Annotated in this window: 22 protein-coding genes; 11 read left to right on the top strand and 11 right to left on the bottom strand. The window is 60.9% G+C overall.

The window, feature by feature from the left end; genetic code table 11:
* The 5 genes from APH41_RS21400 to APH41_RS21380 all read right to left on the bottom strand — a co-directional run.
* A partial coding sequence (locus APH41_RS21400; RefSeq protein WP_054921336.1) for a CoA ester lyase occupies window positions 1-812 on the bottom strand: 812 nt, incomplete at its 3' end.
* Between the two features lie 14 nt (window positions 813-826).
* On the bottom strand, window positions 827-2,020 hold the full coding sequence (locus tag APH41_RS21395; RefSeq protein WP_054921333.1) for a CaiB/BaiF CoA-transferase family protein: 1,194 nt from the start codon (window positions 2,018-2,020) through the stop codon (window positions 827-829).
* Window positions 2,021-2,030: 10 nt separating this feature from the next.
* Window positions 2,031-3,380 carry an MmgE/PrpD family protein gene (locus APH41_RS21390; protein WP_054921331.1) on the bottom strand — a complete coding sequence of 450 codons (1,350 nt, stop codon included), beginning with the start codon at window positions 3,378-3,380 and terminating at the stop codon, window positions 2,031-2,033.
* Between the two features lie 11 nt (window positions 3,381-3,391).
* The gene (locus APH41_RS21385) at window positions 3,392-4,555 is read right to left on the bottom strand and encodes an acyl-CoA dehydrogenase family protein (protein WP_054897950.1); all 1,164 of its coding nucleotides are present in this window, start codon (window positions 4,553-4,555) and stop codon (window positions 3,392-3,394) included.
* A gap of 28 nt (window positions 4,556-4,583) precedes the next feature.
* Window positions 4,584-5,402, bottom strand: a complete 819-nt coding sequence (locus APH41_RS21380; protein WP_054921342.1) for a MaoC family dehydratase N-terminal domain-containing protein — start codon at window positions 5,400-5,402, stop codon at window positions 4,584-4,586.
* 245 nt (window positions 5,403-5,647) lie between these two features.
* Between APH41_RS21380 and APH41_RS21375 the strand changes: the two genes are divergently transcribed.
* The 3 genes from APH41_RS21375 to APH41_RS21365 all read left to right on the top strand — a co-directional run bounded on the left by APH41_RS21375 (window position 5,648) and on the right by APH41_RS21365 (window position 9,295).
* The gene (locus tag APH41_RS21375; protein ID WP_054921328.1) at window positions 5,648-6,547 is read left to right on the top strand and encodes a LysR family transcriptional regulator; all 900 of its coding nucleotides are present in this window, start codon (window positions 5,648-5,650) and stop codon (window positions 6,545-6,547) included.
* Window positions 6,548-6,663: 116 nt separating this feature from the next.
* Window positions 6,664-8,487, top strand: a complete 1,824-nt coding sequence (locus tag APH41_RS21370; RefSeq protein WP_054921326.1) for a serine hydrolase — start codon at window positions 6,664-6,666, stop codon at window positions 8,485-8,487.
* Window positions 8,488-8,503: 16 nt separating this feature from the next.
* Window positions 8,504-9,295 (top strand): MipA/OmpV family protein, encoded by a 792-nt coding sequence (locus tag APH41_RS21365; protein ID WP_054921323.1) that lies wholly within the window; start codon window positions 8,504-8,506, stop codon window positions 9,293-9,295.
* 137 nt (window positions 9,296-9,432) lie between these two features.
* Here the strand turns inward: APH41_RS21365 and APH41_RS21360 are convergent, their stop codons facing one another.
* Together APH41_RS21360 and APH41_RS21355 are read right to left on the bottom strand one after the other, a co-directional pair.
* Window positions 9,433-10,710 carry an ATP-binding protein gene (locus APH41_RS21360; protein WP_034126004.1) on the bottom strand — a complete coding sequence of 426 codons (1,278 nt, stop codon included), beginning with the start codon at window positions 10,708-10,710 and terminating at the stop codon, window positions 9,433-9,435.
* Entirely contained in the window at window positions 10,711-11,418 is a 708-nt protein-coding gene (locus tag APH41_RS21355; protein ID WP_054921321.1) for a winged helix-turn-helix domain-containing protein, read from the bottom strand. It abuts the gene before it with no gap.
* Between the two features lie 157 nt (window positions 11,419-11,575).
* Here APH41_RS21355 and APH41_RS21350 point away from each other — a divergent pair, with 157 nt between their 5' ends.
* Entirely contained in the window at window positions 11,576-12,775 is a 1,200-nt protein-coding gene (locus tag APH41_RS21350; RefSeq protein WP_054921318.1) for an MFS transporter, read from the top strand.
* Here the strand turns inward: APH41_RS21350 and APH41_RS21345 are convergent.
* Window positions 12,731-13,333 (bottom strand): tRNA-(ms[2]io[6]A)-hydroxylase, encoded by a 603-nt coding sequence (locus APH41_RS21345; RefSeq protein WP_032892116.1) that lies wholly within the window; start codon window positions 13,331-13,333, stop codon window positions 12,731-12,733. The genes APH41_RS21350 and APH41_RS21345 overlap by 45 nt on opposite strands.
* Before the next feature lie 149 nt (window positions 13,334-13,482).
* On the opposite strand from APH41_RS21345, the gene APH41_RS21340 reads away from it, so the two are divergent.
* Window positions 13,483-14,346: a universal stress protein gene (locus tag APH41_RS21340; protein WP_034126007.1), complete on the top strand. Its 864-nt coding sequence runs from the start codon at window positions 13,483-13,485 to the stop codon at window positions 14,344-14,346.
* Window positions 14,347-14,480: 134 nt separating this feature from the next.
* Here the strand turns inward: APH41_RS21340 and APH41_RS21335 are convergent, their stop codons facing one another.
* Window positions 14,481-14,948 (bottom strand): DUF1289 domain-containing protein, encoded by a 468-nt coding sequence (locus APH41_RS21335; RefSeq protein ID WP_003190830.1) that lies wholly within the window; start codon window positions 14,946-14,948, stop codon window positions 14,481-14,483.
* Between the two features lie 395 nt (window positions 14,949-15,343).
* On the opposite strand from APH41_RS21335, the gene acnB reads away from it, so the two are divergent.
* Entirely contained in the window at window positions 15,344-17,953 is a 2,610-nt protein-coding gene (acnB, locus tag APH41_RS21330; protein WP_003190828.1) for a bifunctional aconitate hydratase 2/2-methylisocitrate dehydratase, read from the top strand.
* Between the two features lie 218 nt (window positions 17,954-18,171).
* On the opposite strand, the gene APH41_RS21325 is transcribed toward acnB, so the two are convergent.
* Window positions 18,172-19,449: a serine/threonine transporter gene (locus APH41_RS21325; RefSeq protein WP_054921316.1), complete on the bottom strand. Its 1,278-nt coding sequence runs from the start codon at window positions 19,447-19,449 to the stop codon at window positions 18,172-18,174.
* Window positions 19,450-20,001: 552 nt separating this feature from the next.
* On the opposite strand from APH41_RS21325, the gene APH41_RS21320 reads away from it, so the two are divergent.
* The 5 genes from APH41_RS21320 (at window position 20,002) to APH41_RS21300 (ending at window position 24,074) form a co-directional block, all read left to right on the top strand.
* Complete coding sequence (locus tag APH41_RS21320) at window positions 20,002-20,502, top strand: DUF4822 domain-containing protein (protein WP_034126009.1); 501 nt, start codon at window positions 20,002-20,004, stop codon at window positions 20,500-20,502.
* Window positions 20,503-20,555: 53 nt separating this feature from the next.
* The gene (locus APH41_RS21315) at window positions 20,556-20,990 is read left to right on the top strand and encodes a hypothetical protein (protein WP_054921314.1); all 435 of its coding nucleotides are present in this window, start codon (window positions 20,556-20,558) and stop codon (window positions 20,988-20,990) included.
* Window positions 20,991-21,134: 144 nt separating this feature from the next.
* Window positions 21,135-22,088 (top strand): 2-hydroxyacid dehydrogenase, encoded by a 954-nt coding sequence (locus APH41_RS21310; protein ID WP_054921312.1) that lies wholly within the window; start codon window positions 21,135-21,137, stop codon window positions 22,086-22,088.
* A 129-nt stretch (window positions 22,089-22,217) separates the two neighbouring features.
* Window positions 22,218-23,285: a phosphotransferase family protein gene (locus tag APH41_RS21305; protein WP_020301516.1), complete on the top strand. Its 1,068-nt coding sequence runs from the start codon at window positions 22,218-22,220 to the stop codon at window positions 23,283-23,285.
* Between the two features lie 21 nt (window positions 23,286-23,306).
* Window positions 23,307-24,074 carry an SDR family oxidoreductase gene (locus APH41_RS21300; RefSeq protein WP_034126013.1) on the top strand — a complete coding sequence of 256 codons (768 nt, stop codon included), beginning with the start codon at window positions 23,307-23,309 and terminating at the stop codon, window positions 24,072-24,074.
* 41 nt (window positions 24,075-24,115) lie between these two features.
* On the opposite strand, the gene APH41_RS21295 is transcribed toward APH41_RS21300, so the two are convergent.
* Window positions 24,116-25,861 (bottom strand): hypothetical protein, encoded by a 1,746-nt coding sequence (locus APH41_RS21295; RefSeq protein ID WP_173647469.1) that lies wholly within the window; start codon window positions 25,859-25,861, stop codon window positions 24,116-24,118.
* Window positions 25,862-25,878: the final 17 nt, after the last annotated feature.

Genomic DNA, 25,878 nt, shown 5'->3' with positions numbered 1-25,878 from the left:
GAGCTGGCAGTGAGCAGCCGTTGCGCGCGCAGCAACACCGGCGCATCCACCATCTGCCCATCAATCTGATAAGCCCCTGCCCCATGGGCGCCCGTCTCCACCACCCGCCTGGCCCAGGCCAGCTCTTGGGCGCTCGGCGCTAGCGCGGCATGGATCACCGCCACTTGCTTGGGATGAATGCACAACGCCCCGGCAAAACCCATCTCATAGGCGTGCCGGATCGAACGGTGCAGGCCTTCTGGGTCGTCGATGGCCGGGTGCACGCCGTCCAGCGGCGCCGCCAGGCCCGCGGCGCGCGAATGCACGATCAACGCCAGGCGCGCCTGGTCGAGGGCCAATTCGGCGGCACGGGAGTGACTGCTCAGGTTCAGGTCCAGCGCCAGGTCCAAGCCACCGAACGACAGGCGCTCCACCTGGGGCGCCTGGGCAATCTGCGCCAGTGCCAGCAAACCGCGTGCGCTTTCGATAATCGGCCAGATAGCCTTGCCGGTCGCGGCCACCACAGCCACCTGGGCCGCGCTTTCGACCTTGGGCAGCAATACCCCGGCGACATTTGCATGGGCCTTGCAGAACGCCACGTCCTCAAAATGCTCGGCATGTTGCGGCGCGTTGATGCGCACCCACACCTGGGCCTCAGGATGGGCGTGCAGGAACGCGCCCAGATTATCCCGAGCCTGACGTTTGAGCGGCTCTTCCACCGCGTCTTCAAAATCCACAATCACTGCGTCGGCGCCGCTGGCCAGGGCCTTGGCAAACCGCTCCGGGCGGCTGCCCGGCACAAACAGCGCAGAACGTACTAATGGCTTTGGCATCACGTGATTCCTGATTAGATAACGCCGCGCTCGCGCAGACTGTTAATGGCCTCAATGGAGTAACCCAACTGGTCGAGGATGCCTTGGCTGTGTTGCCCCAGCGCCGGCACGCCGTCCATGCGCGGGGTAAACGCGGCGTTACGGGCCGGTGGCAGCAGCGACGGCAACGGCCCCGCCGGGCTGTCGACGTCACGCCAGCTGTCGCGGGCCTTGAGTTGCGGGTGGTCCCACACGCCTTGCATGTCGTTGACCCGGGCGCTGGCAATTTGCGCGTGCTCCAGGCGCTGGATCACCGCCTCGACGTCCAGTTGGGCAAAGCGCTCCACAATAATCTGGCGCAGCACCTCGCGGTTGGCCGAGCGCTTGAAATTGGCGCTGAAGCGCTCGTCCGTCGCCAATGCCGGGGTGAGCAGCACTTTGTCGCAGAACGCCGCCCATTCGCGCTCGTTCTGCAAGCCGAGCATCACCGTGCCGCCGCCCCCGGTGGGAAACGGCCCGTAGGGGTAAATCGTCGAATGCGCGGCACCCGCACGCGGTGGCGGCGGCGCGCCGTCGAAGGCGTAATACATCGGGTAGCCCATCCACTCCACCAGGCTTTCGAGCATGCTCACATCGATGCGACTGCCCTGGCCGGTTTTGCCGCGCAGCAGCAGCGCCGACAGAATGCCGCTGTAGGCGTACATCCCGGCGGAGATATCCGCGATGGAGCAACCAGCCTTGGCCATCTGCTCTTCACCTGGGCCACCGGTCACCGAGAGAAAGCCGCCCTCGCTCTGGATCAGCAGGTCGTAGGCTTTCTTTTTCTCGTAGGGCCCGCCTTCGCCGTAGCCGGAAATATCGCAGACGATCAGGCGTGGAAAGCGCGCGTGCAGCGCCTCGAACGATAAGCCCATGCGCGCTGCCGCGCCGGGGGCAAGGTTCTGCACCAACACATCGGCATCGGCCAAAAGCGCATCCAGAATAGCGCCCGCCTCGTCCTGCTTGAGGTCCAGGGTCAGGCTTTCCTTGGAGCGGTTGGTCCAGACGAAATGCGACGCCAGGCCACGCACCCGCTCGTCATAGCCACGGGCGAAGTCGCCGGTGCCGGGGCGCTCTACCTTGATGACCCGGGCACCGAGGTCGGCCAGCTGGCGCGTGCAAAATGGCGCGGCAATCGCGTGTTCCAGGCTGACGACGGTGATGCCGTCCAGCGGTCGTTGTTCAGTCATGACAAATCCCTCAAAGCCAATGGGCCATGGACGCGGTAGTGCGCAGGTTCCACACCTGCTCGATCAGGCCTCTGGCCTGAGTCGGGGTAAGGGCGCCACTGAAGTGGGCCAGGCGCTGGAACTTATCCGCCAGTTCGGCCCGACTCAGGGTGTTGCCCGGATCGCCCTTGGGTTCATCAATGGCACCGCGCAGCGTGCGGCCATCGGTGGTGGTGACCGTGACGCGGCCCAGCCAGCGTTGCGGGTAGGCGCTGTCGACTTCCGCGTCCAGGGTCATGCTGACCTTGTCGCGAAACGCCGCGACCGCAGGATCGGTCAACGCCAGCTCATGGAATTCAGGCAACCCGGCTTTGCCATGCACAGCGATCAGCCCAAGCACGGTGCCCATGGAAAATTTGGCCTGGTGCACGGTGGCCGGTACCGTCACTCGGCCGAGTACGTCAATGGCGCCTTGGTGCACGTGGGTTCGCACCTGGGAGATCTGCGCAGCGCTCAAGCCTTCACGCTGCATCACGGCCAGCAGCGCGTCGGCAGCAGGATGGGTGTGGCGACAGGAGGCGTGGAATTTGAACGAGGTTTCCACCAGCGCCCAACGGCTGCCCAGCTCGGCAGACAATTTGCCCGGCTGGGCATCACTGGACATACCTGCCGCCAAACCTTGCTCACCTTCAAGGATATTGCGCGCGCCGGTCAGCCCATCGGCCGTAAGGTAAGCCGCCAGCAAGCCGTCCGCCGCCGCCTTGGCCGTGTGCAGTTGTTTGGAGTCGGCGGCATCGCGCAGAAACTCCCACAGCCCGGCAGCCTGGGTGCCGGCGCTGCCGAGCAGGTTGATGAATTGTTCTTCGTTGAAATCGAGCAACTTGCCCACCGCGACCGCCGCCGCCAGGGTGCCGACCGTGGCAGTGGTGTGGAAGATGCGGTAGTGCGAGCGGCCCATGAACTCACCGATGCGAATCCCCGCCTCGTAGCCGGCCACCGAGGCCAGCAAGAGTTCACGGCCAGACTTGCCGAGGTCCTGGGCAGCCGCCAACGCGGCGGGAAACACCACGGTGGCCGGGTGCAGCACGGAACTGTTGTGCAGGTCATCCTGCTCCACCAGGTGCGAGGAGGCGGCGTTGACCAGTGCGGCGAAATACGCGCTGGTGCCGGTGCCGTTGACGATCACCTGGGCCGGGCCGCTGCTCGGGCCCATCTTCTGCGCGTAGCGTTCAAACAAGGGGATCGGGTGCGCGCCTTGGCTGGCCAAGGCCGACGCGAGCCAATCCAGGTACAGCTCTTCGGTACGCGCCAGCACGGGCTCGGGCAATTGTGAGTACTTCAGCTCGGCCAGGAACCGGCACAGGGCTTGGGTATGATGCATGCTCAAGGCCCTCAGAAGCTGCGTGGCAATTCGAGCAAATGCTCGGCCACGTAGGACAGGATCAGGTTGGTGGAGATCGGCGCCACCTGGTACAGGCGGGTTTCGCGGAACTTGCGCTCCACGTCGTACTCGCAGGCAAAGCCGAAGCCGCCGTGGGTTTGCAGGCAGGCGTTGGCCGCTTCCCAGGACGCCTTGGCCGCCAAATACTTGGCCATGTTGGCACTGGCCCCGGCGTTCTTGCCGCTGTCGTATTCCTCACAGGCACGCCAGCGCATCAGGTCGGCCGCTTCGATCTCGATATGCGCCTCGGCAATCGGGAACTGCACGCCCTGGTTCTGCCCGATTGGCCGGCCAAACACCACACGGTCGCGGGCATAGGCGCTGGCCTTTTCGATGAACCAGCGGCCGTCACCGATGCACTCGGCGGCAATCAGCGTACGCTCGGCATTCAGGCCATCGAGGATGTATTTGAAGCCCTTGCCCTCCTCGCCAATCAGGCTGTCCAGGGGCAGCTCCAGGTTGTCGAAGAACAGCTCGTTGGTCTCGTGGTTGACCATATTGGCGATGGGCTGCACGGTGAGGCCGTTGCCGATGGCCTGGCGCAGATCTACCAGGAAGATCGACATGCCTTCGGACTTTTTCTTTACGTCGGCCAAGGGCGTGGTGCGCGCCAGCAGGATCATCAGGTCGGAATGCTGTACCCGAGAGATCCAGACTTTCTGGCCGTTGATCACGTACTTGTCGCCGCGCTTGATCGCCGTGGTCTTGATCTTGGTGGTGTCGGTGCCGGTAGTGGGCTCGGTGACGGCCATCGACTGCAGGCGCAATTCACCGCTGGCCAGCTTGGGCAGGTAGTAGCGTTTTTGCGCCTCGCTGCCGTGACGCAGCAGGGTGAACATGTTGTACATCTGGCCGTGCACGGTGCCCGAGTTGCCGCCGCAGCGGTTGACTTCCTCAAGGATCACCGAGGCTTCGGCCAGGCCCAGGCCGGAACCGCCGTATTCCTCGGGGATCATGGCCGACAGCCAACCGGCGTCGGTCAGGGCCTTGACGAAGGCTTCGGGGAAGCCTTTTTCTTCATCGATCTTGCGCCAGTAAGCGGCATCGAACTCGGCGCACAAGGCGCGCACGCCTTCGCGGATGGCCTTGAGTTCTTCGTTGTCATGGGCATTCATTAACGGCTCTCCGCCTGTTGTTATCGGGTTATTCGAAATGCACTTGGGCGGTCTGTGCCAGGCCTTCAGTATTGCCCGCCCAGAGTTCTGCGACGCCGGTTGCGGTGATACGCCCGCCCACCTCAAAAGGCTGTGGCGCAATCAGTGGGCGCACGCCGCGATAGGCAAAGCGGCGCAGGGTCGCCTCAGGGTGCGCCCGGCAGAACGCACGCAGGTTCAAAGTGGCGATCAGCGGGCCATGCACCACCAGGCCGGCATAGCCTTCGGTGCCGGTGACATAGGGGTAGTCGTAGTGGATGCGGTGGCCGTTGAACGTGACGGCGCTGTAGCGGAACAACAGGGTCGGCGTCGGCTCGACGGCCTCTGTCCATTCGCCCCGGGCCAGCGCGTCGCCGCTGCCAGGCTTGGGTGGCGTGGGTTCGCGGTAGACGATGTCCTGTTCCTCGCGGATGGCCAGCCGCCCTTCCTGGGAGTAGTCATGGCGCACGGTGACAAATAGTAGTGAGCCGGTGCGCCCGGTCTTTTCTTCGACCTGGGTGATGGTCGACACGCGCGTAGCCGCCTCGCCAGCCCGCAGTGGCTGCAGAAATTCAAGACGCCCACCGGCCCACATGCGATTGCGGTTATCGGCGGGTGGCAGGAACCCGCCGCGTGCCGGGTGGCCGTCGCCGCCCAACGCCACCTCCGGCAGCGGGTCCTGGAAAAAGCACCATTGCCACAACGCAGGCACAGCGTCGCCGTCGGCAGGCACCTCTTCACCTAACGTCGCGGCGATGCGCTTGAGCAGGTTATGACTCAGGTGGTCGTGGGCGGTCTCACTTCGGCCGATCCAATCAGTGGCGCTCATCGGGTGCAGGTCCTCAGGCAGTGGGTGTCTGCCGTGGATCATGCAAGGGCCTGCCCGTTCTGAGAATTTGCATTTCAATAAACCAGCGTTCGGTTAAGCTGAACGCACCATTCCTATGCGTACCTCTTGTGGCGAGGGAGCTTGCTCCCGTTGGGGCGCGAAGCGGCCCCAAAAAACAGGTCTGCTTCGCAGTCCAGCGGGAGCAAGCTCCCTCGCCACGGGTGATCACAAGCCTGGAGTTTTGCATGCACTTCGATCTCGCCGACCTGCGCCTGTTTATCCATATCGCCGAATCCCCCAGCCTCACCCAGGGTGCCAAGCGCGCCTTCCTGTCGCCGGCTGCCGCCAGTGCGCGGATCAAGGCCCTGGAAGGCCAGCTCGACACGCGCCTGTTGTACCGCGACAGCCGGGGCGTGGAGATCACCCCGGCAGGCGAGCGCCTGTTACACCATGCGCGGTTGATCATGCGCCAGGTGGATTACCTCAAAAGCGAGTTCACCCAATACGGCGTGGATTCGGCCGGGCATATCCGTATCTTCGCCAACACCACGGCGGTCACCGAGTTTTTGCCGGAGGTCTTGGCAGGCTTTCTGTCACAGCGCCCGGGCGTCACCGTCGACCTGCAGGAGCGCCTGTCGCGGGACATCGTGCGTGGGGTGCTCGATGGCACCAGTGACATGGGCATCATCGCCGGCCCCGTGGAAGCCTCCGACCTGCAAGTGTTGCATTTCAGCACCGACGAACTGGTGCTGATGGTACCCGTCGGGCATCCGTTGGCCGACCAGCCTTCGGTGACCCTTGAGCAGACCCTGGCGTATCAGCATATCGGCCTGCATGAAGGCAGCACGCTGTTGAGTTTCCTGCGCGAACACGTCGAGCGTCTGGGCAAGCAATTGTCGCTGCGTATCCAGGTCTCGAGCTTCGAGGCGATCTGCCGGATGGTCGAGGCCGGCGTGGGCATCGGTATCATTCCCGAGTCCGCCGCCCTGCGTCACAGCCGCACCATGCAGCTGGTGACGGTAAAACTGGACGAGCCCTGGGCGATTCGCGAGCGCAGCATCCTGGTACGCGAGCTGGAAGCGCTGCCGGGGACCATTCGCGCCCTGATCGCCACGTTGATGCCCGCACCCCTGGGCAAATCCTGATGTTTTTATAAGCGGCCGTTAACAGTCTTTGACAGTTTCCCGACAAAGCACTCAAAGATTCTCGGCCCCCGCCGCCCTAGCATTCCAGCATCCAAATCATCATTCGGGTGCTCTTGATGTTTCGCAGATTGCGCGGTATTCCGCTCTTGGGTTGCCTGTTGGGCAGTATCGGTTGCCACTCGCAACCGCCTGTCCCGCCGCCGATTCAAAAAGGCGATTACGGCGCAATCATCCGCTACCTGCAAACCCGCATTCCCCGGGAGATGGCTCGGGACAATGTGGCGGGATTGTCGATTGCCCTGGTCAATGGCCAGGAGCTGATCTGGGCCCGCGGCTTTGGCCTGGCTGACAAAGACCTGGGGGTGCCGGTCACGCCCAATACCGCGTTTCGCGCAGGTGGCATCTCCAAGCTGCTGACCGCCACGGCGGCGCTGCAACTGGTGGAGCAGCAACACCTGGCGCTGGATGCGCCGATCCAGCAGACCCTGCGTGAGTTCTACGTGCGCTCCCGCTTTCACAGCGATCAGGCCAAGGCGGATCGAGCGATCACCTTGCGGCGCTTGCTCAGCCATCAATCCGGCTTGCCCAGCGAGCACCTGCGCGACCTGCGCAGCACCTATGCCATGGGGCAGATGCCGATGCGTGTGTCGGGTGTGTGGCTGAGCAGCCTGCCGGGCTCCCAAGTGGCGTATTCCAACCTTGGCTATGCCTTGGTGGGCGCCGCCATTGAGCGCAGCAGCGGCAAAAGCTTCGAAGCCCAGTTACAAAGCAGCCTGCTCACACCCTTGAGAATGAACCAGTCCAGTTTCCTGGGCACCGGTGCGCAAATGAGCTATCGCGCCCACGGCTACGAGGATGGTAAGGCCAGCACCGACCCACAGGTGCGTGACCTCTCTGCCGGCGGCCTGTGGACCAGCCCCAAAGACCTCAGCCGCTACGTACGCATGCTGTTTGCCAAGGGCACCTACAAGGGCAGCCAGATCCTCGGTAGCACGTCTATCGACGCCATGTTTACCCAGCAAAACACCGGCAATGCCTTGGATTTCGACTGCCAGATGGGCTTGGGCTGGTTCTTGGCGCCCTGTGGTGACGAGCCCATCGGCCCCAGTGTGCGCACCTACCAGCACAGCGGTGGCGGCGACGACTTCGTGGCCCAGTTGACCCTGCTGCCGGATCAGCAACTGGCCGTGGTCATCATGGCCAACGACAGCAACGCCGAAGACATGGTGGTGTCGCTGACCACCGACAGCCTGCGCCTGATGCTCCAGGCTCAGACCGGCAAGCCCGTATGCGCCGATGACTGCCAGGCCCCCAGCCACGGCCTCAAGCTGCGCCATGTACCGGCGGCGGTGGATCGCAAGCGCCTGGCAGGCTTCTATGCGACCGCCTGGGGCGTGTTCCGCATCAGGGATGAGCATGCGCGCTTGAGCGGTGAACTGGCCGGCTACGATTTCCAGCTATTGCGTGATGAGCAAGGCTGGCTGCGGGCACAGAAAAAGATACTGGGGTTCTGGCGCAAGGACCTCGGCGAGTTGGGCCGCGTGCAGCTGGATGTGCTCACGGTACAAGGCCGCCAAATGCTCACCGCCCGCAGCCACGGCCAACGCATTGCCATCGGCGAGCGCATCGAGCCGCCGCCCTTGTCCGCCGCGTGGGCCAACACGGTCGGCACCTACCAGGTGCTCAGCAGCCATGAACCCGACGCGCCATTGAGTGGCATCAGCGTGCGCCAGGAGGACGGTTTCCTGGTGATTCGCGGCCAATTAAACGGCGAGCCGCTGACCGACTACATCCTGCTGCCCATCGACAACGCCCATGCGGTGCTGGCCGGCAACGGCTACGGCCTGGGCGATACCGTCAGCCGCCAGGTCAACGGCCTGAGTGCTTCGGGCTACTCGTTCAAACGCACCCATTCACCCCACACACCCTTGAACCTCTAACCAGGAAAACACCCTGATGCACTCAAAAAACCTGTGCCTGTCATTGACCTCACTGTGCCTGCTCGCCGCCGCCGATACGGCGCTTGCCGAAGACTGGCAATACAGCCTCGAGGCCGGCATGGCCAACGCCCCCCGCTACAGTGGCAGCGACGAACGTATGACGGCGCCTGTGCTCGGCGGCAGAATCATCAGCCCCTGGGGCGTCTTCCTCGACACTGATACGGGCTTGGGCTGGGGTTACGAAGGCAATGCCCTGAGCTTCAGCGCATACGTTGGCGCAAGCGATTCGCGCAAGGATAAAAATGAAAGCATGCATGCCGGCTCCAAACGCCTCAAAGGCATGGGCGAGATCAAGTCACGTCCGCAATTGGGGGTGAGTGCCGCCTACAACCTCGGCGGTGTGATCATCGGCGCCACCCTGGAACATGCGCTTGAAGAAGATAAACACAAGGAAACCGGCAAGGCTTTTACCCACCTGGAGTTGAGCCTGGGTACCAATCTCTATGAAGGCCGCTACGGCTCCGTCGATGCCGCCATCAACAGCCACTTCGGTGACCGCAACTACCTGCAAACCTGGTACGGCGTGACTGCCGACCAGGCCACCCGCAGCCGCTTCAAGGAATACAAGGCAAGTGCCGGCAATATCAGCAATGGCATGAACCTCTCATGGAGCGTGCCGATCAACGAACACACGCAGTTCTCGACCTTGCTGGATGTGCAATACCTGGCGGATGAAGCAGGCAAGAGCCCGATCGTGGAGCAGCGGCTGCAGGCATCGGTGTTGGGGGAGCTGCAGTACACCTTCTGATCTGACTTGCCCTCTGTAGGAGCGAGCTTGCTCGCGAAAAACTCGCAGGCGCCGCGTTTATCCAGAGAACACGCGTTATCGTTGAGGCTTTTCGCGAGCAAGCTCGCTCCTGCAGGATGGCATTGGGGGAAGCCCCCTTACTCTGCATAGGCCCACGTCATTCGAAACGACGCCCCGCCCCACTCCGAATCCTGCACTTCCACCTGCCCGCCATGCCACTGGCTGACACGCTTGACCAGCGCCAGGCCCAGACCAAATCCGCCTGTGCGGCGGTCGCGGCTGGCGTCAAGGCGCAGGAAGGGTTCGAATATCTTGGTGCGACCCTCCAGCGGTACTCCCGGCCCATCGTCGTTGACCCGCACTTCGTAACCGCTGCCAAACTTGACCAGCGACACTTCCACGCGACGATCAGCATAACGAATCGCGTTGCGCAGCAGGTTGATCACGGCCCGCGCCATAAAGCGTGGCTCGATCTGGATAACGTCCACCTCGCAGGTGCGCAACGACAACTGCACCCCTTCCGCTTCGGCCTCCAGGGCCACGCTGCCGATCACACTGTCGAGCCAACTGTGGGCCTCGATTTGCTCGCGAGTGACCTGGGTCGCGCCTGGCTCAAGGCTGGCATAGGTCAACAGCTCGGAGACCATTTCTTCCAGCTCACCGAGGTCGGCGTACATGTCGTTGATCAATGCTCGGCTTTGCCGTGGGTCGCTCTGCTGCCTGAGCTGGTCCAGCTCGAATGACAGCCGCGCAATCGGCGTACGCAATTCGTGGGAGACCGCGTTGGTGAGTTCGCGCTGGTTGGCGATCAAACCTTCGATGCGCTCGGCCATCTGGTTGAAGTGCCCGGCCAGTGAACGCACGGTGGAGCGAGTCGGCAACAAGATGCGCGAGCCCAGGTCATTGTCACCGAAACGTTGCGCTGCCAGGCGGATGTGCTCCAGGTCGCGCCAGTGTGGACGCACCCAGAAATACAGGACGATGGCCAGGCTCACGCCCAGGAAAGCGTAGGCCCAGAGGTACAACCACTTGGGTTCCTCCGGCAATCTGATTTCGAGCAGTTGCGGGCCGTCGTCGATAGGCGCAAGAAATTTCATGAAGTCCTCGCGCACCACCACCTGGCCAGCCGCCAGGAGTTTCTGTTCCCGTTCGCTCAAATCCTGGGTGTCGCGCTGCACCAGTTCGAGCCGCAAGCCGTAATGCGGTTGCAGTTCGTCCAGGCGTGCCTGGCGCGCCTCTGCCTGCACGGGGCGCAACTGTTCCACCAGGGCCCAGGCCGGGCCGCGCAGGGCTTCACGGTTATAGGTTTCGTTGGACTCGGGCATGTAAGCGTCCAGGCCGAAGTTGACCAACCAGATCGACCCGGCCAGACCGAGCGCGAGAATCAAATAGAGGCGCAGGTACAAGCGCAGCATCTACACCTCCCACGCGAACGGATTGAACAGGTAGCCCTTGCCCCAGATGGTCTTGATGCACACCGGCTCGCGGGGGTTGTCATTGAGCTTGCCGCGCAGTTTGCTGATGTACACGTCTACGCTGCGGTTCAGCCCGTCAAAGGCAATGCCGCGCATGCGGTTGAGAATGTCGTCGCGAGAGAGAATCTTGCCCGCGCTGCTGGCCAGCAACCACAGCAACTCGAATTCCATGGTGGTGAGGTCAATGGTCTCGCCGCCCAGGCGGACCACCCGGCAACTGCGATCAATCGACAAGCGGCCAAATTCCAGGGCACCGCGCACGGTGGGCTCGGGTACCTGGCGGCGCTGCAGCGCACGCAGGCGCGCCAACAACACCGGCGGTTTGATCGGCTTGATCACGTAGTCGTCAGCACCGGACTCAAGGCCAAGGATATGGTCCAGGTCATCTTCCTTGGCGGTGAGGATCACGATGGGCGTGTCCGACACGTTGCGAATCTCGCGGCAGACATGCAGCCCGCTCTGACCCGGCAGCATCAGATCGAGCACGACGATCTTCGGCTTGAAATCCAGGAACGCCACCAGCGCTTCATCGCCCCGGTACACCACCCGTACCTCGAAACCATGCTGCGACAGAAAATGCGAGACCAGCCCTGCCAGCTTTTCATCGTCCTCAACGAGCAGGACCTTGCCCAGACCCAGGTTTTCCATAAGTTCTCAGTGTGGATGCGCGGATTGAAATGGGGCCATTATAGGTGGCAAGCTGGCCGACAGAGGTGGCTGACCAGTCCACAGCGAAGAAGCTTCATGCTTTTAAGAGTTTTTAACAAATAGCCTGCAGTTTTTAACGCCATTGACAGGGAGTTCCATGCGCAAGGATTACCTGGCGTTCTTCATTTCGCTGTTCCTTTCACGGCTGGCCGACCAGGTTCTGCTGTTTATCGTGCCACTGATCGTGTTCCAGACCACGCAAAGCGTGTCGTGGGCGGGGTTGGCATTTTTTGTCGAGTCACTGCCGCGCTACCTGGCGTTTCCGGTGTGCGGGGCGTTGTGCGACAGGTTTTCACCGGTGCGTATCCTGCATATCAGCCAGGTGTATCGGGCCCTGGCCTGCGTGGTGGCGATGGCGCTGTATGGGCTGTTCGACGGTATCCATTGGCTGGTGATGCTGTCCGCGTTGTGCGGCGTGCTGACCACCCAGGGCATCATGGCGCGGGAAGTGGTGATGCCGCATATCTTCGGGCAGTACACCTACGCCAAGACCTTGTCCTATTCGCAGATCGCCGACCAGGGCGGACTGGTGCTCGGGCCATTGGTGGCGGCGCTGATGCTGGAAGTCTGGGCGTGGCCATGGGTAGTGCTGGGCGTCGCCGCGCTGTTTGTGCTGGCAGACCTGGCGATGCTGATCTGGCAGCGCAACACCACGGTGGACCTGCAGATCCATGAACAACAGCCGGGTAACTGGCTGCAACCCCTGCGCACCGCTTTTGGCCACATCCTCAACCGGGTGGAGTTGAAACGCATCATCGTCCTGGCGGTCGGTGTGAACCTGATGGTCGGCGTGACGCTGGCTACCTCGGCTGCCATGGTCACCGGCCACTACGCAGCGGGCAAAGACGCCTATGCCCTGCTGCAAGCCGCCGGGGCGCTGGTGACCATCGCGATTCTGTTCTACCTGGCGCATTCATCACTGAAGCTGAAGGTACTGGGCGGGTTGTCGTACTCGATGATCACCGTGGGCGCGCTGATCACCGCGCTCAGCCCCGGCGTGTGGGCCTACGCGGTGGGTTTCCTGCTGCTGACCGGCTTCGACAAGATGTTCAACGTGTACCTGCGCAGCACCCGCCAACGGGTGATTCCGGTGCAGGACTTCGGCAAGACCGTTGGCGTGATGACCTTGCTCAACAACCTGGCCCAGCCCTTGGCGGGCTTGATGATTGCCGTGTTGGCAGCGCCTTTGGGCACGCCAACGGTGATCCTGCTGCTGACCGGGATCACCGCCTTGATCGGTGTGGCCGTGGCCTCAGGCTGGCACGCCACTGTGAAAGCGGAACTCGACGTCGGGTGATTCGATCAGGTCCTGCTCGGTGGCCCGTACCCGCTCGATCACCTGGGCGATATCCTTGGCGTCGCCGTACTGGTATGCCAGCTTCAAGTAGCCCTGGAAGTGCCGCGCCTCGCTTTTGAGCAAGCCGAAATAGAACTTGCCGAGTTCTTCGTCCAAATGCGGCACCAGCGCTTCGAACCGCTCGCAACTGCGCGCTTCGATAAAGGCCCCCACCACCAGGGTATCCACCAGCTTGACCGGCTCATGGCTGCGCACCACCTTGCGCAAACCCGAGGCGTAACGGCCGGCGTGCAGTTGACGCAGTTCGACCTTGCGCTTTTTCATCAGGCGCATGACCTGCTCGTGGTGCACCAACTCTTCGCGGGCCAGGCGCGACATCATGTTGATCAGGTCAACGTGGCCGTAGTACTTGGCCATCAGGCTCAAGGCGGTGCTGGCGGCTTTGAATTCGCAGTTCTTGTGGTCGATCAGCAGGGTTTCCTGATCGGCCAACGCGGCCTGGACCCAGGCATCGGGGGTGCGGCAGCCGAGGAATTCATGGATTTCGGGCAGGTTCATCGGGCTCACGGGCAAAGGATCACAAAAGGGCGCCGATTATACCGACCCCGTCGCAGACCACCAGCCACCGGCCTTGATGTGTATCAACATGACGGCTGCGTAGCAGCAACTATAGTTATCCAACGCCCGCCCTTTTGGAGATCCCGACCATGCAAGCCATCCGCAGCATCCTGGTGGTCATCGAGCCCGAGCATTCGGAAAGCCTGGCCCTCAAGCGTGCCAAGCTGATTGCCAAAGTCACCGACGCGCACCTGCACTTGCTGGTCTGTGACAAGAAGCACGAGCATTCGGCGCTGCTGAGCCTGCTCAAGGAAGGCTTGAAAGAAGACGGTTACAGCGTCACCACCGAGCAGGCCTGGAACGACAGCCTGCATGAAACCATCATCGATGTGCAGCAAGCCGAAGGCTGTGGCCTGGTGATCAAACAGCACTTCCCCGACAACCCTCTGAAAAAAGCCCTGCTGACCCCGGCGGACTGGAAGTTGCTGCGCTACTGCCCAACGCCGGTGTTGCTGGTCAAGACCGCCACCCCCTGGGCGGGCGGCGTGATCCTGGCGGCCATCGACGTGGGCAACGCCGACGGCGAACACCGCTCGCTGCACAATTCGATCATCGACCATGGCTTTGATATCGCCAGCCTCGCCAAAGCGCAGTTGCATGTGATCAGCGCTCACCCCTCGCCCATGCTGTCGGCGGCAGACCCGACCTTTCAGCTCAAGGAAACCATTGAGGCGCGCTACCGCGAGCAATGCAAGGCCTTCCAGGCCGAGTTCGACGTGGACGACAGGCACCTGCATATCGAGGAAGGCCCGGCCGATGTGCTGATCCCACATATCGCCCATCGGTTGCAGGCGGCGGTGACCATTATCGGCACGGTGGCGCGCACGGGGATTTCCGGCGCGTTGATCGGCAATACCGCAGAAGTGGTGCTGGATGCGGTGCAAAGCGATGTGCTGGTGCTCAAACCGCAGACGCTCATGGACCATCTGGAAGAGCTGGCGACCAAGCCCTGACACCGACCTTCAGGCAATGTGGATCAAATGTGGGAGCTGGCTTGCCTGCGATAGCGGTGTATCAGGAGTAAATGCGCCCGATGACCCACCGCAATCGCAGGCAAGCCAGCTCCCACATTGACCTCGTCAGTCAGTTAACCCAGCGCATCTTTCAAGAAGCCCGGCGCGATATAGCGCTGGTAATGCGCCTCGGACAAGATAAAGAACTCGCGATCAATGGCATCGCGCAGTTCAGGCAGCGCCCAGTCGCGAAACTCCGGCAACAGCACCATGCCATAGGCCTCCAGGTTATTGATCACCCGGGCCCCACGGGCGATCAACTGGTAGGCCCAGCAATACTCGGACTGGTGCGGCACAAAGCGAATCTTGCGTTGCTCCAACTGCCCGCGCAGGGTCTTGGGGTCGAAAACCTCCACTTTACCGGCCATGACCTGCACCAACAGCTGCTCAAGCCTGAGCCAGACCGCGCGTTTTTCTTCTTCGTTATAGCCGTTCCACTGGATCACTTCATGGTGGAAGCGCTTGCATCCACGGCACACGAGATCGCCGTAGACCGTGGAGCACAGGCCGACGCAGGGGGTCTTGATGGTTTGGTTGGGCATAAGCAGCAACACGCAAATCAGCGAAACAGTGTGCCATGTTAGCCCTTTGTCTAAGGTTGATCACCCAGCAAACTTGAGCAGGCAACTTACCTTTAGATTTTTTTTGCCGTAGAATCACCCGGCCTTGTAAGGCGCCAATAATCCGCTGGAAGCTGTTTTCAAAGCGTCACGAGCACAGTCGTTCCTTCAGAACGGTGTTGGCGCAGGTTCGACCCGGTAGGTCAGAGCCCGCGCCAACCCTCATCAGCTCCGTTCTGCAGGCGTAAAACTTTGAAAGCAGCTTCTGTAAGGAATGCCGGCAGCGCTGGCTTTGCGGCCCAAAAAGCCCCCGAGCGCATGCGTGCCGTTCATTTCTGGATGAGCGTCCCGTGGGACCACTGATGAGGGTAATAACTGTGCTTGAAGCCTACCGCAAACATATCGAAGAGCGTGCAGCACTGGGTATCGTTCCCCAGCCGCTTAACGCCGAACAAACCGCAGGCCTGGTCGAGCTGCTGAAAAATCCTCCGGCTGGCGAAGAAGAATTCCTCGTTGACCTGATCACCAACCGCATTCCACCAGGCGTTGACGAAGCCGCATACGTCAAGGCCGGTTTCCTGTCTGCCCTGGCCAAGGGCGAAGCCACTTCCCCCCTGATCGACAAGAAACGCGCTGTTGAACTGCTCGGCACCATGCAAGGCGGCTACAACATCGTGACGTTGGTCGAGCTGCTGGACGACGCCGAACTGGCGCCCGTCGCGGCCGCCCAACTCAAGCACACCCTGCTGATGTTCGATGCGTTCCACGACGTCGCCGAAAAAGCCCGCAACGGCAACGAGCACGCCAAAGGCGTGATCCAGTCCTGGGCTGACGGCGAGTGGTTCCGCAACCGCCCTACCCTGGCCGACAAGATCAGCCTGCGCGTCTTCAAGGTCACCGGCGAAACCAACACCGACGACCTGTCGCCGGCGCCTGACGCCTGGTCCCGCCCTGACATCCCGCTGCACGCCCTGGCCATGCTGAAAATGGCTCGCGAAGGCATCGTGCCGGACGAGCAAGGCAAGACCGGCCCGATGAAGCAGATCGAAGAAATGCGCGGCCAAGGCTTCCCGATCGCCTACGTGGGTGACGTGGTCGGTACCGGCTCGTCGCGTAAGTCAGCGACCAACTCGGTACTGTGGTTCTTCGGTGACGACGTACCTTACGTGCCGAACAAGCGTGCCGGCGGTTTCTGCTTCGGCAGCAAGATCGCTCCGATCTTCTACAACACCATGGAAGATGCCGGCGCACTGCCAATCGAATTCGACGTCACCAACATGAACATGGGCGACGTGATCGACCTGTACCCGCATGCTGGCAAAGTCTGCAAGCACGGCACCGACGAAGTCCTGACCACCTTCGAAATGAAGACCCCGGTGCTGTTGGACGAAGTCCGTGCTGGCGGCCGTATCCCGCTGATCATCGGCCGTGGCCTGACCGACAAGGCACGCGCTGAGCTGGGCCTGGGCCCGACTGACCTGTTCAAGCTGCCTGAAGCGCCTGTCGACACCGGCAAAGGCTTCACCCTGGCGCAGAAAATGGTCGGCAAGGCCTGTGGCCTGCCAGAAGGCAAAGGCGTTCGTCCAGGCACCTACTGCGAGCCGAAGATGACCACCGTGGGGTCCCAGGACACCACCGGCCCAATGACCCGTGATGAACTCAAAGACTTGGCGTGCCTGGGCTTCTCGACCGACCTGGTGATGCAGTCCTTCTGCCACACCGCGGCTTACCCGAAGCCGATCGACGTGACCACCCACCACACCCTGCCTGACTTCATCATGACCCGTGGCGGTGTATCGCTGCGTCCAGGCGACGGCATCATCCACAGCTGGCTGAACCGCATGCTGCTGCCGGACACCGTCGGTACCGGTGGCGACTCCCACACCCGTTTCCCGATGGGCATCTCGTTCCCGGCCGGTTCTGGCCTGGTCGCGTTCGCCGCAGCCACTGGCGTAATGCCACTGGACATGCCGGAATCGATTCTGGTGCGCTTCAAAGGCAAGATGAAGCCTGGCATCACCCTGCGTGACCTGGTTCATGCCATTCCTTACTACGCGATCCAGGCTGGCCTGCTGACCGTAGAAAAGAAAGGCAAGAAGAACGCCTTCTCTGGCCGCATCCTGGAAATCGAAGGCCTGAACGACCTGACGCTGGAACAGGCTTTCGAGCTGTCCGACGCCTCGGCTGAACGTTCGGCTGCCGGTTGCACCATCAAGCTGTCCAAAGAGTCCGTCACCGAGTACCTGAACTCCAACATCACCCTGCTGCGCTGGATGATCGGCGAAGGCTACGGCGATGCACGCACCCTGGAACGTCGCGCCCAAGCGATGGAAGCCTGGGTTGCCAACCCGGAGCTGATGGAAGCCGATGCCGACGCCGAATACGCCGAAATCATCGAAATCGACCTGTCGGAAATCAACGAGCCGATCCTCTGCGCGCCAAACGACCCGGACGACGCCCGTCTGCTGTCCAGCGTCGCTGGCGAGAAGATCGACGAAGTGTTCATCGGTTCGTGCATGACCAACATCGGTCACTTCCGCGCTGCCGGTAAGCTGCTGGAGCAGGTCAAGGGCCAGCTGCCTACCCGTCTGTGGCTGTCGCCGCCGACCAAGATGGACGCTCACCAACTGACCGAAGAAGGCTACTACGGCATCTACGGCAAGGCTGGCGCACGTATGGAAATGCCAGGCTGCTCGCTGTGCATGGGTAACCAGGCACGCGTTGAGCCGAACTCCACCGTCGTGTCGACCTCGACCCGTAACTTCCCGAACCGCCTGGGTGATGGTGCCAACGTCTACCTGGCATCGGCTGAGCTGGCGGCAGTCGCCTCCACTCTGGGTCGCCTGCCGACAGTCGAAGAGTACATGGGCTACGCAGCGAAACTGGACACCATGGCCAGTGACGTCTACCGCTACCTGAACTTCGACCAGATCGCTGAGTTCCGCAAGATCGCAGCAAGCGCCAACATCCCGGTGATTCAAGCTTAACGGTGTGTTGATGTGAAGAACGCCGCGTATCGCAAGGTACGCGGCGTTTTTTTATGCCTGGGATACAACGTCAATACCACCGCAAAACAAATGTGGGAGCTGGCTTGCCTGCGATAGCGGTGTATCAGTCATGAATGTAATGACTGACAGATAGCTATCGCAGGCAAGCCAGCTCCCACACTTTTAGAGCTGTGCAGTCAGACAGACCGCATCAGGGCTCAAGCAATCAGTGAATACACCAGCGCCGTAATCGCCACCAGGCCCACCGCCGTGACAAACACATTCGACGCCTGCCCACGGTACTTGGCCATGGCCGGCACCTTGCGGATGGCGTACATCGGCATCAGGAACAGAATCGACGCAATCACCGGCCCACCCAGGGTCTCGATCATGCCAAGGATGCTCGGGTTAAGCGTGGCGACGATCCAGCACACCACCAGCATGAAGGCGGCGGTCATGCGGTCCAGGGTCTTGGGTGCCGGACGGCGGCCAGTCTTGACCACCAGGCCCTTGAGGCCCTCGCTGGCACCGATGTAGTGGCCCAGGAACGACTTGGCAATCGCCACGAACGCAATCAACGGTGCGGCAAAGGCAATCGTCGGGTTATCGAAGTGGTTGGCCAGGTACGACAGGATCGACAGGTTTTGCGCTTTCGCTTCCGCCAACTGCGCGGGCGACAGGGTCAGCACGCAACTGAACACGAAGAACAGCACCATCGCCACCATCAGCAAGTGCGCGCGGGACAGGATCTGCGAACTGCGCTCCTCGGCGTGGGCGCCGTATTGGCGCTTCTGGTCCACCGCAAAGGCCGAGATGATCGGCGAATGGTTGAACGAGAACACCATCACCGGAATCGCCAGCCACAGCGTGTTGAGCAAGGCTGAAGGCGCGGGGACTTCGCTGGCGGTGCTGAGGATGCCACCGGTCCAGTGCGGCACCAGGTACACGGCCAGGAACAGCAAGGCGACGATAAACGGATACACCATCAAGCTCATGGCCTTGACGATTATCTGCTCACCGCAGCGCACAACGGCGAGCAGGCCGAGGATCAATACAAACGCCAGGATCGCCCGGGGCGGCGGCAGGATGTGCAGTTGGTGCTCCATGAAGCTGCTGACGGTATTGGTCAGCGCCACGCTGTAGATCAGCAGGATCGGGAAGATCGCGAAGAAGTACAGCAAGGTGATCAGTGCACCGGCCTTGATACCGAAATGCTCTTCCACCACGTCGGTGATGTCGGAACCTTCGCGGCCGGACAGCACGAAACGGGTCAGCCCACGGTGGGCAAAGAACGTCATCGGGAAGGCCAGCAACGCCAGGATCACCAGCGGCCAGAAGCCCCCCAGGCCCGCGTTGATCGGCAAGAACAAAGTACCGGCGCCAATGGCGGTACCGAACAGCCCGAGCATCCAGGTGGTGTCCTGGCGGCTCCAGCTTGTGAGCGTTGCAGGTGTCGTTGCATAGCGTTCGTCGACGCTATTGGCCTGATCATTCATCCGGTCGGATCTCCGCATTCACACGGCCAGGACGAGTCAGAAAAACCTGACAGGCAGCGCCCTGACCTTAACAGGGGCGCGATTGTCCGGGATTCTTGTGAATAAGCAAAGACTTAGCTGAGGAACGGCAATGCAGTGCAAAGCCTGGAAGGCGGTCCATGGGCAGCTCAGTTGAGTCAACGCCAGATGCGCACCGCCTTTACCCACCTCACGAGCCCCCCTGCCGGCGTGGCATTGGGAGGGTCGATCACGCAAGGCCGGCGAAGCTGTGTTTAAACAAATCCAGTCATTCAAAGTTCTCCAGTGGCAAGCCGCTGACAGAAACCCAACATCAATTAAAGTTACGCACCCTCACATATAAGAAAGTTCTTACAGACAGTTAATCAGCGCATCTGGACTGAAACTCTAATTATTGCGGGTTTTGTTGCAAGGGTTTTCCCAAGCATTGAGAGCCCCTCCTATCACGTCTATATTCCAGCTCAGCTCAAAAAAACAAAGTCCTCTAAACCCACGACAGCAGAATTAAAAACCTCACTCGCCAGGAGCGACTTGATGAAAAAACACAACCTTATTTTCTCGCTGATACTTGCCACCGGAATGCTCAGCCCATTGGCCAGCCAAGCACAACCGGCAGTAGAAAACTCCGACGCAAGTGCCCTGGGCACATCCCCCCGCTGGCTGACGACAAAAGTTTATATAGAGGGCGCCCCAGAGATCGATGTAAAGGACAAGTACCCAGGTGTCGTTGGAATATCAGCGTGGGACCCTGAGCGTAATCGCTACGAATTTTTCTACACCGATACCGGGCTATCAAAATATGACAACGGCGGCGGCGGTTACTTCATGGTAACAGGGGACAGGAAAAACCATATCCTGATACCCGATAAAGGTGCAACGAGAACCATCGTCAGAAAACTTGAGACGTTGAACAATCAGGAATTCACTTACTCTCGTGAAGTGCCGCGCGACATGATCGACGCCAACCCTCTTGTTCGAATACATGTGGTTCATGCGCCCTATACCGGATCAGTAAAAACCACCCCCACCCACTAACCCTCAACACTCACCCCACGAGTAGCGACAATACTCATAAAAGGCCTCACTCAATGAAAACGCTATTAAAGCCTTTATTGGCGTCTGTTTTATTGTTCTCTACCCTTGTTTCAGGCGGCCTTCATGCGCAGGCTTCCACATCAGGAAAACCTGTCGCCATCAGCGCTGACAATGCGGTGCTGCTGACCGTTTTCCTCAAACATGACCAATCTCGCAACTTGAACGAAATAAGAACAAAACTCACCGAACAGGAACTCTTTAAAGTATTCCCTCCTGAAGGGGTAGAGATCGTCAGTTGGACCATCGCCATGGGGATCGGCCACGTCATCGTTCTACGCTTCCCCGCCTCGCGCCTGCGGGAGGTCAATCTCGCCATCGAACGCTCTGCATGGGGCCCCTTCAGGACAGAGTTCTTTCCTACCTACGATTACATGGACATCGTAGCGGCCGAACAGAGCAAGGTGCGCAAGCCTGCACCCGCTAAATAATTCGCCCGCGTGCAAACAGCGTCTCCCGCTCGCCGAGACGCTGGCACCTTTCGCAAAATCAGTCGCGCTTTCTCGGGCCCTCGGCATTTCGCGCAACAAAAATGCAGCATACTCAGAGCATCGAACTCACCGGAGAGCTGCCCCATGCCCACCACCGTTCTGGTCCTGGTTGAAACCATCAACGAGTACCTGCAAATCATCGAGAGCAATGACTTTCATGTGATTCTGGCGCCGACGCCCGTCGAACGCGCTCAGGCGATCAAGTTGCACGGTGGGCAGATCAAGGCCGTGCTGACCCGTGGCCCGCTGGGGTTGTACGCCGATGAAATCGCGGCACTGCCGTTGTTGGAAATCATCTGCGTGATCGGTGCCGGCTACGAACACGTGGACCTGCAGGCCGCGAGCAATCGTGGGATCGTGGTGACCAACGGTGCAGGGGTAAATGCGCCGTCGGTGGCCGACCATGCCATGGCGCTGCTGCTGTCGCTGGTGCGTGGCATTCCCCAGACGGATGCAGCGGTGCGGCGTGGCGAATGGCCGAAAGTGATGCGCCCTTCCCTGAGCGGTAAACACCTGGGGATTCTCGGGCTGGGTGCGGTGGGGATGGAGATTGCCCGGCGCGCCGCCCTGGGGTTCGGCATGGAGGTGAGTTATCACAACCGCCAACCCCGCGATGACGTGGATTACACCTACTGTGCGACGGCTGTCGAGCTGGCGCGTACCTCGGATTTCCTGGTGCTGGCTACGCCCGGCGGTGCCAGCACCCGTCACCTGATCGACCGTCACGCCCTGGACGCCCTGGGGCCGCACGGCTTTCTGGTCAACATCGGGCGCGGCAGCGTAGTGGTGACCGCCGACCTGGTCGCCGCGCTGGAGCAGCGCCGCATCGGCGGCGCCGCGCTGGACGTGTTTGACGATGAGCCTGCAGTGCCCGATGCCCTCAAGCGCCTGAGCAATACCGTGCTGACGTCCCACGTGGCCGGCCTGTCCCCGGAAGCGGCCCATGACACGGTGCAGCGCGTCGCTGATAACCTGGTGGAATACTTTGCCGGCCGCCCCGTGCTTACACCGGTGGCCTTGCCAGCGCCCGCAAAATGACCAATCAGGCACGCTGATCACCCTTCAACACGCTAACCTATTAAACCGCCCCGACCTTGTCGCTGGGCGGCTATGCGCATTAGATTAGGAAATAGTCCAAGGCCTTTAGAATAAGCAGAAGGGATAAGCATGGCGCTGAACGACCAATCGACCCAGATTCGCCCAGGCGAAGAACTTGATGCCAGCCTGATCGATCCCTACCTCAAAGCTCATATTCCGGGCCTGAGCGGTACCGTCAAAATCAGCCAGTTCCCTGGTGGCGCGTCGAACCTGACTTACCTGCTGGAATACCCCGACCAGGAATTCGTGCTGCGTCGCCCGCCGTTTGGTCACAAGGCCAAGTCTGCCCACGACATGGGCCGCGAATACCGCATTCTCAACCAGCTCAAAGATGGCTTCCCGTACTGCCCCAAGGCGTATGTGCACTGCACCGATGAATCGGTGATCGGCGCCGAGTTCTATGTGATGGAGCGCGTCAACGGCATCATCCTGCGTTCCGACCTGCCGGCTGAGCTGGGCCTGGACGCTACCCGCACCGAAGCCTTGTGCAAGAGCTTTATCGACAAGTTCGTCGAACTGCACCAGGTCGACTACCACGCCTGCGGCCTGGCCGACTTGGGCAAGCCTGAAGGCTACGTGGCGCGGCAGATTCGCGGCTGGGGCGAGCGCTATGAAAAAGCCCTGACGCCCGACGCGCCAAAATGGGAGGCGGTACGCGCCTGGCTCAACGACAAGATGCCTGCCGACCACTCCACCTCCAGCATCGTGCACAACGACTACCGCTTTGACAACGTGATCCTCGACCCGCACAACCCGATGCAGATCATCGGCGTGCTGGACTGGGAGCTGACCACCCTGGGCGACCCGTTGATGGACCTGGGCAACACCCTCGCCTACTGGATCGAAGCCGCGGACCCGGCGCCGGTGCAACTGATGCGCCGCCAGCCGAGCAATGCCCCTGGCATGCTCACCCGCCGCCAGTTTGTCGACTACTACGCCGAGCGCTCCGGCATCCAGATCGACAATTTCGATTTCTATTACACCTACGGCCTGTTCCGTCTGGCCGGGATTGTGCAGCAGATCTACTACCGCTTCTTCCATGGCCAGACCCAGGACAAACGCTTCGCGCAGTTCATCCACATGAACAAACTGCTGGAGCAGATGAGCCTGAATGTCATCGGCAAATCAGCGCTCTGAGTGCAACTACAAGGAACCCTCATGTCCAAGACCAACCTGTTCGACCTCGATGGCAAGATTGCGTTTGTTTCCGGCGCCAGCCGTGGCATCGGTGAAGCCATCGCCAAGTTGCTGGCCCAGCAAGGCGCCCATGTGATCGTCTCCAGCCGCAAGCTGGAGGGTTGCCAGCACGTGGCCGATGCGATCATCGCCGAGGGCGGCAAAGCCACGGCCATTGCCTGCCATATTGGAGAAATGGAGCAGATCACCCAGGTGTTCGCCGGCATTCGTGAACAGTTCGGCCGCCTGGATATCCTGGTCAACAACGCCGCTACCAACCCGCAGTTCTGCAACGTACTGGACACCGACCTGGGCGCATTCCAGAAGACCGTTGACGTCAATATCCGTGGTTACTTCTTCATGTCGGTGGAAGCCGGCAAGCTGATGCGCGAGAACGGCGGCGGCAGCATCATCAACGTAGCCTCGATCAACGGCATCTCGCCGGGCGTATTCCAGGGCATCTACTCGGTGACCAAGGCCGCCGTGATCAACATGACCAAGGTATTCGCCAAGGAGTGCGCGGCGTTCGGTATCCGTTGCAACGCGTTGCTGCCGGGCCTGACCGATACCAAGTTCGCCTCGGCACTGGTCAAGAACGATTCGATCCTGAAAGTTGCCCTGGCGCAGATCCCGCTCAAGCGCGTGGCCGACCCCAGCGAAATGGCTGGCGCGGTGTTGTACCTGGCCAGTGACGCATCGAGCTACACCACGGGCGTTTCTCTCAACGTGGACGGTGGCTTCTTGTCCTGAAGCCGCCTGCACTGTCGGTGGCGAACGGGCTCGCCTGTTTGTCACCGCGCACGTACAGCGCTCATGTCGATCTTAAATAGCACCAGTTTGCCATCTGGCAGGGTCGCACCAATGACCTTGAAAAGCCGTTGACGTGCCAGTGCATCCGCAACCTGCTGCCCGGCACCTGGATCGTGACTGTCCAGTTTGCTCAGGACCCGTGTGACCCAGCCATCCTCCATCTGGAAGTGCTGATTGACCCTAGCCATGCTGACGTGGCCGGATTTGGCATGTTTGACTTCAAGCACATAGACATCGCCCGCCGGCCCCATGAATACCAGGTCGAAGCCATTCTGGCTGCCGCCGTAGGTCCCACCGGGAATGATTCGATAGCCATCATTTTTAAGTAACTCACGGTACATTTGCTCATTGGCCGCCCCACGCTGCCTGGTCTGCTTAATGTCCAACGCCCTCCATTGATCAAAAAAATCCTGTTCATCCCCGCGCCTGCCGCGATAGGGATAATGAAGCTGATCATTGACGGCAACGGCCTCTAGATTGAACGTTCCCTCACGACGAGCCGCCACGGTGGCCATGCCTTGAAACGCATCAAACTGCACAACACCCGCTGGTAATGCGACGCCCTCAGCCCTGGCGTGCATCCCGAGCAACAGGCGGTCATACGGGTAGCCATGGGTCCAGATGTGTGCATCAATCATGCGATCTCGCTGCTGCACGGGCGCGTTGCGGATACGCGGGTTATCGAATGCAATCATCTGCCGCGCATATTGGCGCATATAGCAGTACGTCTGCTTGTCCACCGTCGACATCAAGCCCTGGCTCATATCACTGGTAACACCGGTGTAGCCCAGCGATTTGCGGGCGGCGTTAATGATTGCGCCGATGCTGTCCAAGCGCATTTCGGGCACCCACGATGCCCGGCTGCCGCCAGTATCCAGGTAAATACCCGGCGCGCTGTTGGAACCATTCGGGATCAGTTGGTATTTATTTCTCGTGCTATCAAGCTCGACGCGAACCAGCACGCTCCCCACCTCCAAATAGGCGACGGCCGGGTCACCAGAGAGCTGAATCATCCCGTCTTCGGTGATGGAGCCGCGAGGCTGCAACACACCATTCGCATTCTGCATGTAGAGCCTGTTATCGCCTGCCTTGTAGTGGTCCAACGAAAACAGTTCATCACCGTAGTAGTTTTGCCCGCCAATGACGTACTGTTTTTTCCCCGGGATAGGAGTCCCCGTCGCTGCACCAGCACCTCGCGCATCGTAGAGCTGCAGATCCCACTGCGGATCTCGCGGCCCGGGTGCTGGCATCGTCACTGGCGTGGCTATCGGAGCACTGGAATGCGCTGCGGTCGTCACGTTTGTCCAGGTTGAAGTATTCCCAACCCTCTGTACCACAGCGGAGCCGGCAGCCAGTTGATGCGCCAAGCGCGGGTGATAAGTACCACTGGCCGGCTGATGGACCACTTGCACCGTTTGCCCGGTATCCAGATTGACGTAACTGCGGCCGTTCACATCATGCATACCCTCGGCATTGACGGCTCCAAGCGTATCGCCTGTCACCCATACAGCCGTTGGCGGTGGCGGCCCAGGCAGATCCAAAGCACTTATTTGCGGGACCCCAAGCAAACCACCATTGCGGTATCGCGTGCGCTGCGCGCCTTGATACGCCGGTTGAGTGGTACTGGTCGGGCGGCCATAGTCCCTGACCATGACAGTGTCGGCACCGTCACCGGCACGCCCAGAGGGTCGGCCGGCAGTTCTGGGCGATTGCGGTTTTTGCTGCATAAATTAAAAATCCCTTT

Origin of the sequence: Pseudomonas sp. NBRC 111138 (genome assembly GCF_001320835.1) — a bacterium.
In the GTDB taxonomy this organism is placed as follows: Bacteria; Pseudomonadota; Gammaproteobacteria; order Pseudomonadales; family Pseudomonadaceae; genus Aquipseudomonas; species Aquipseudomonas paracarnis.
This window is presented reverse-complemented; position numbering and strand designations above follow the sequence as displayed.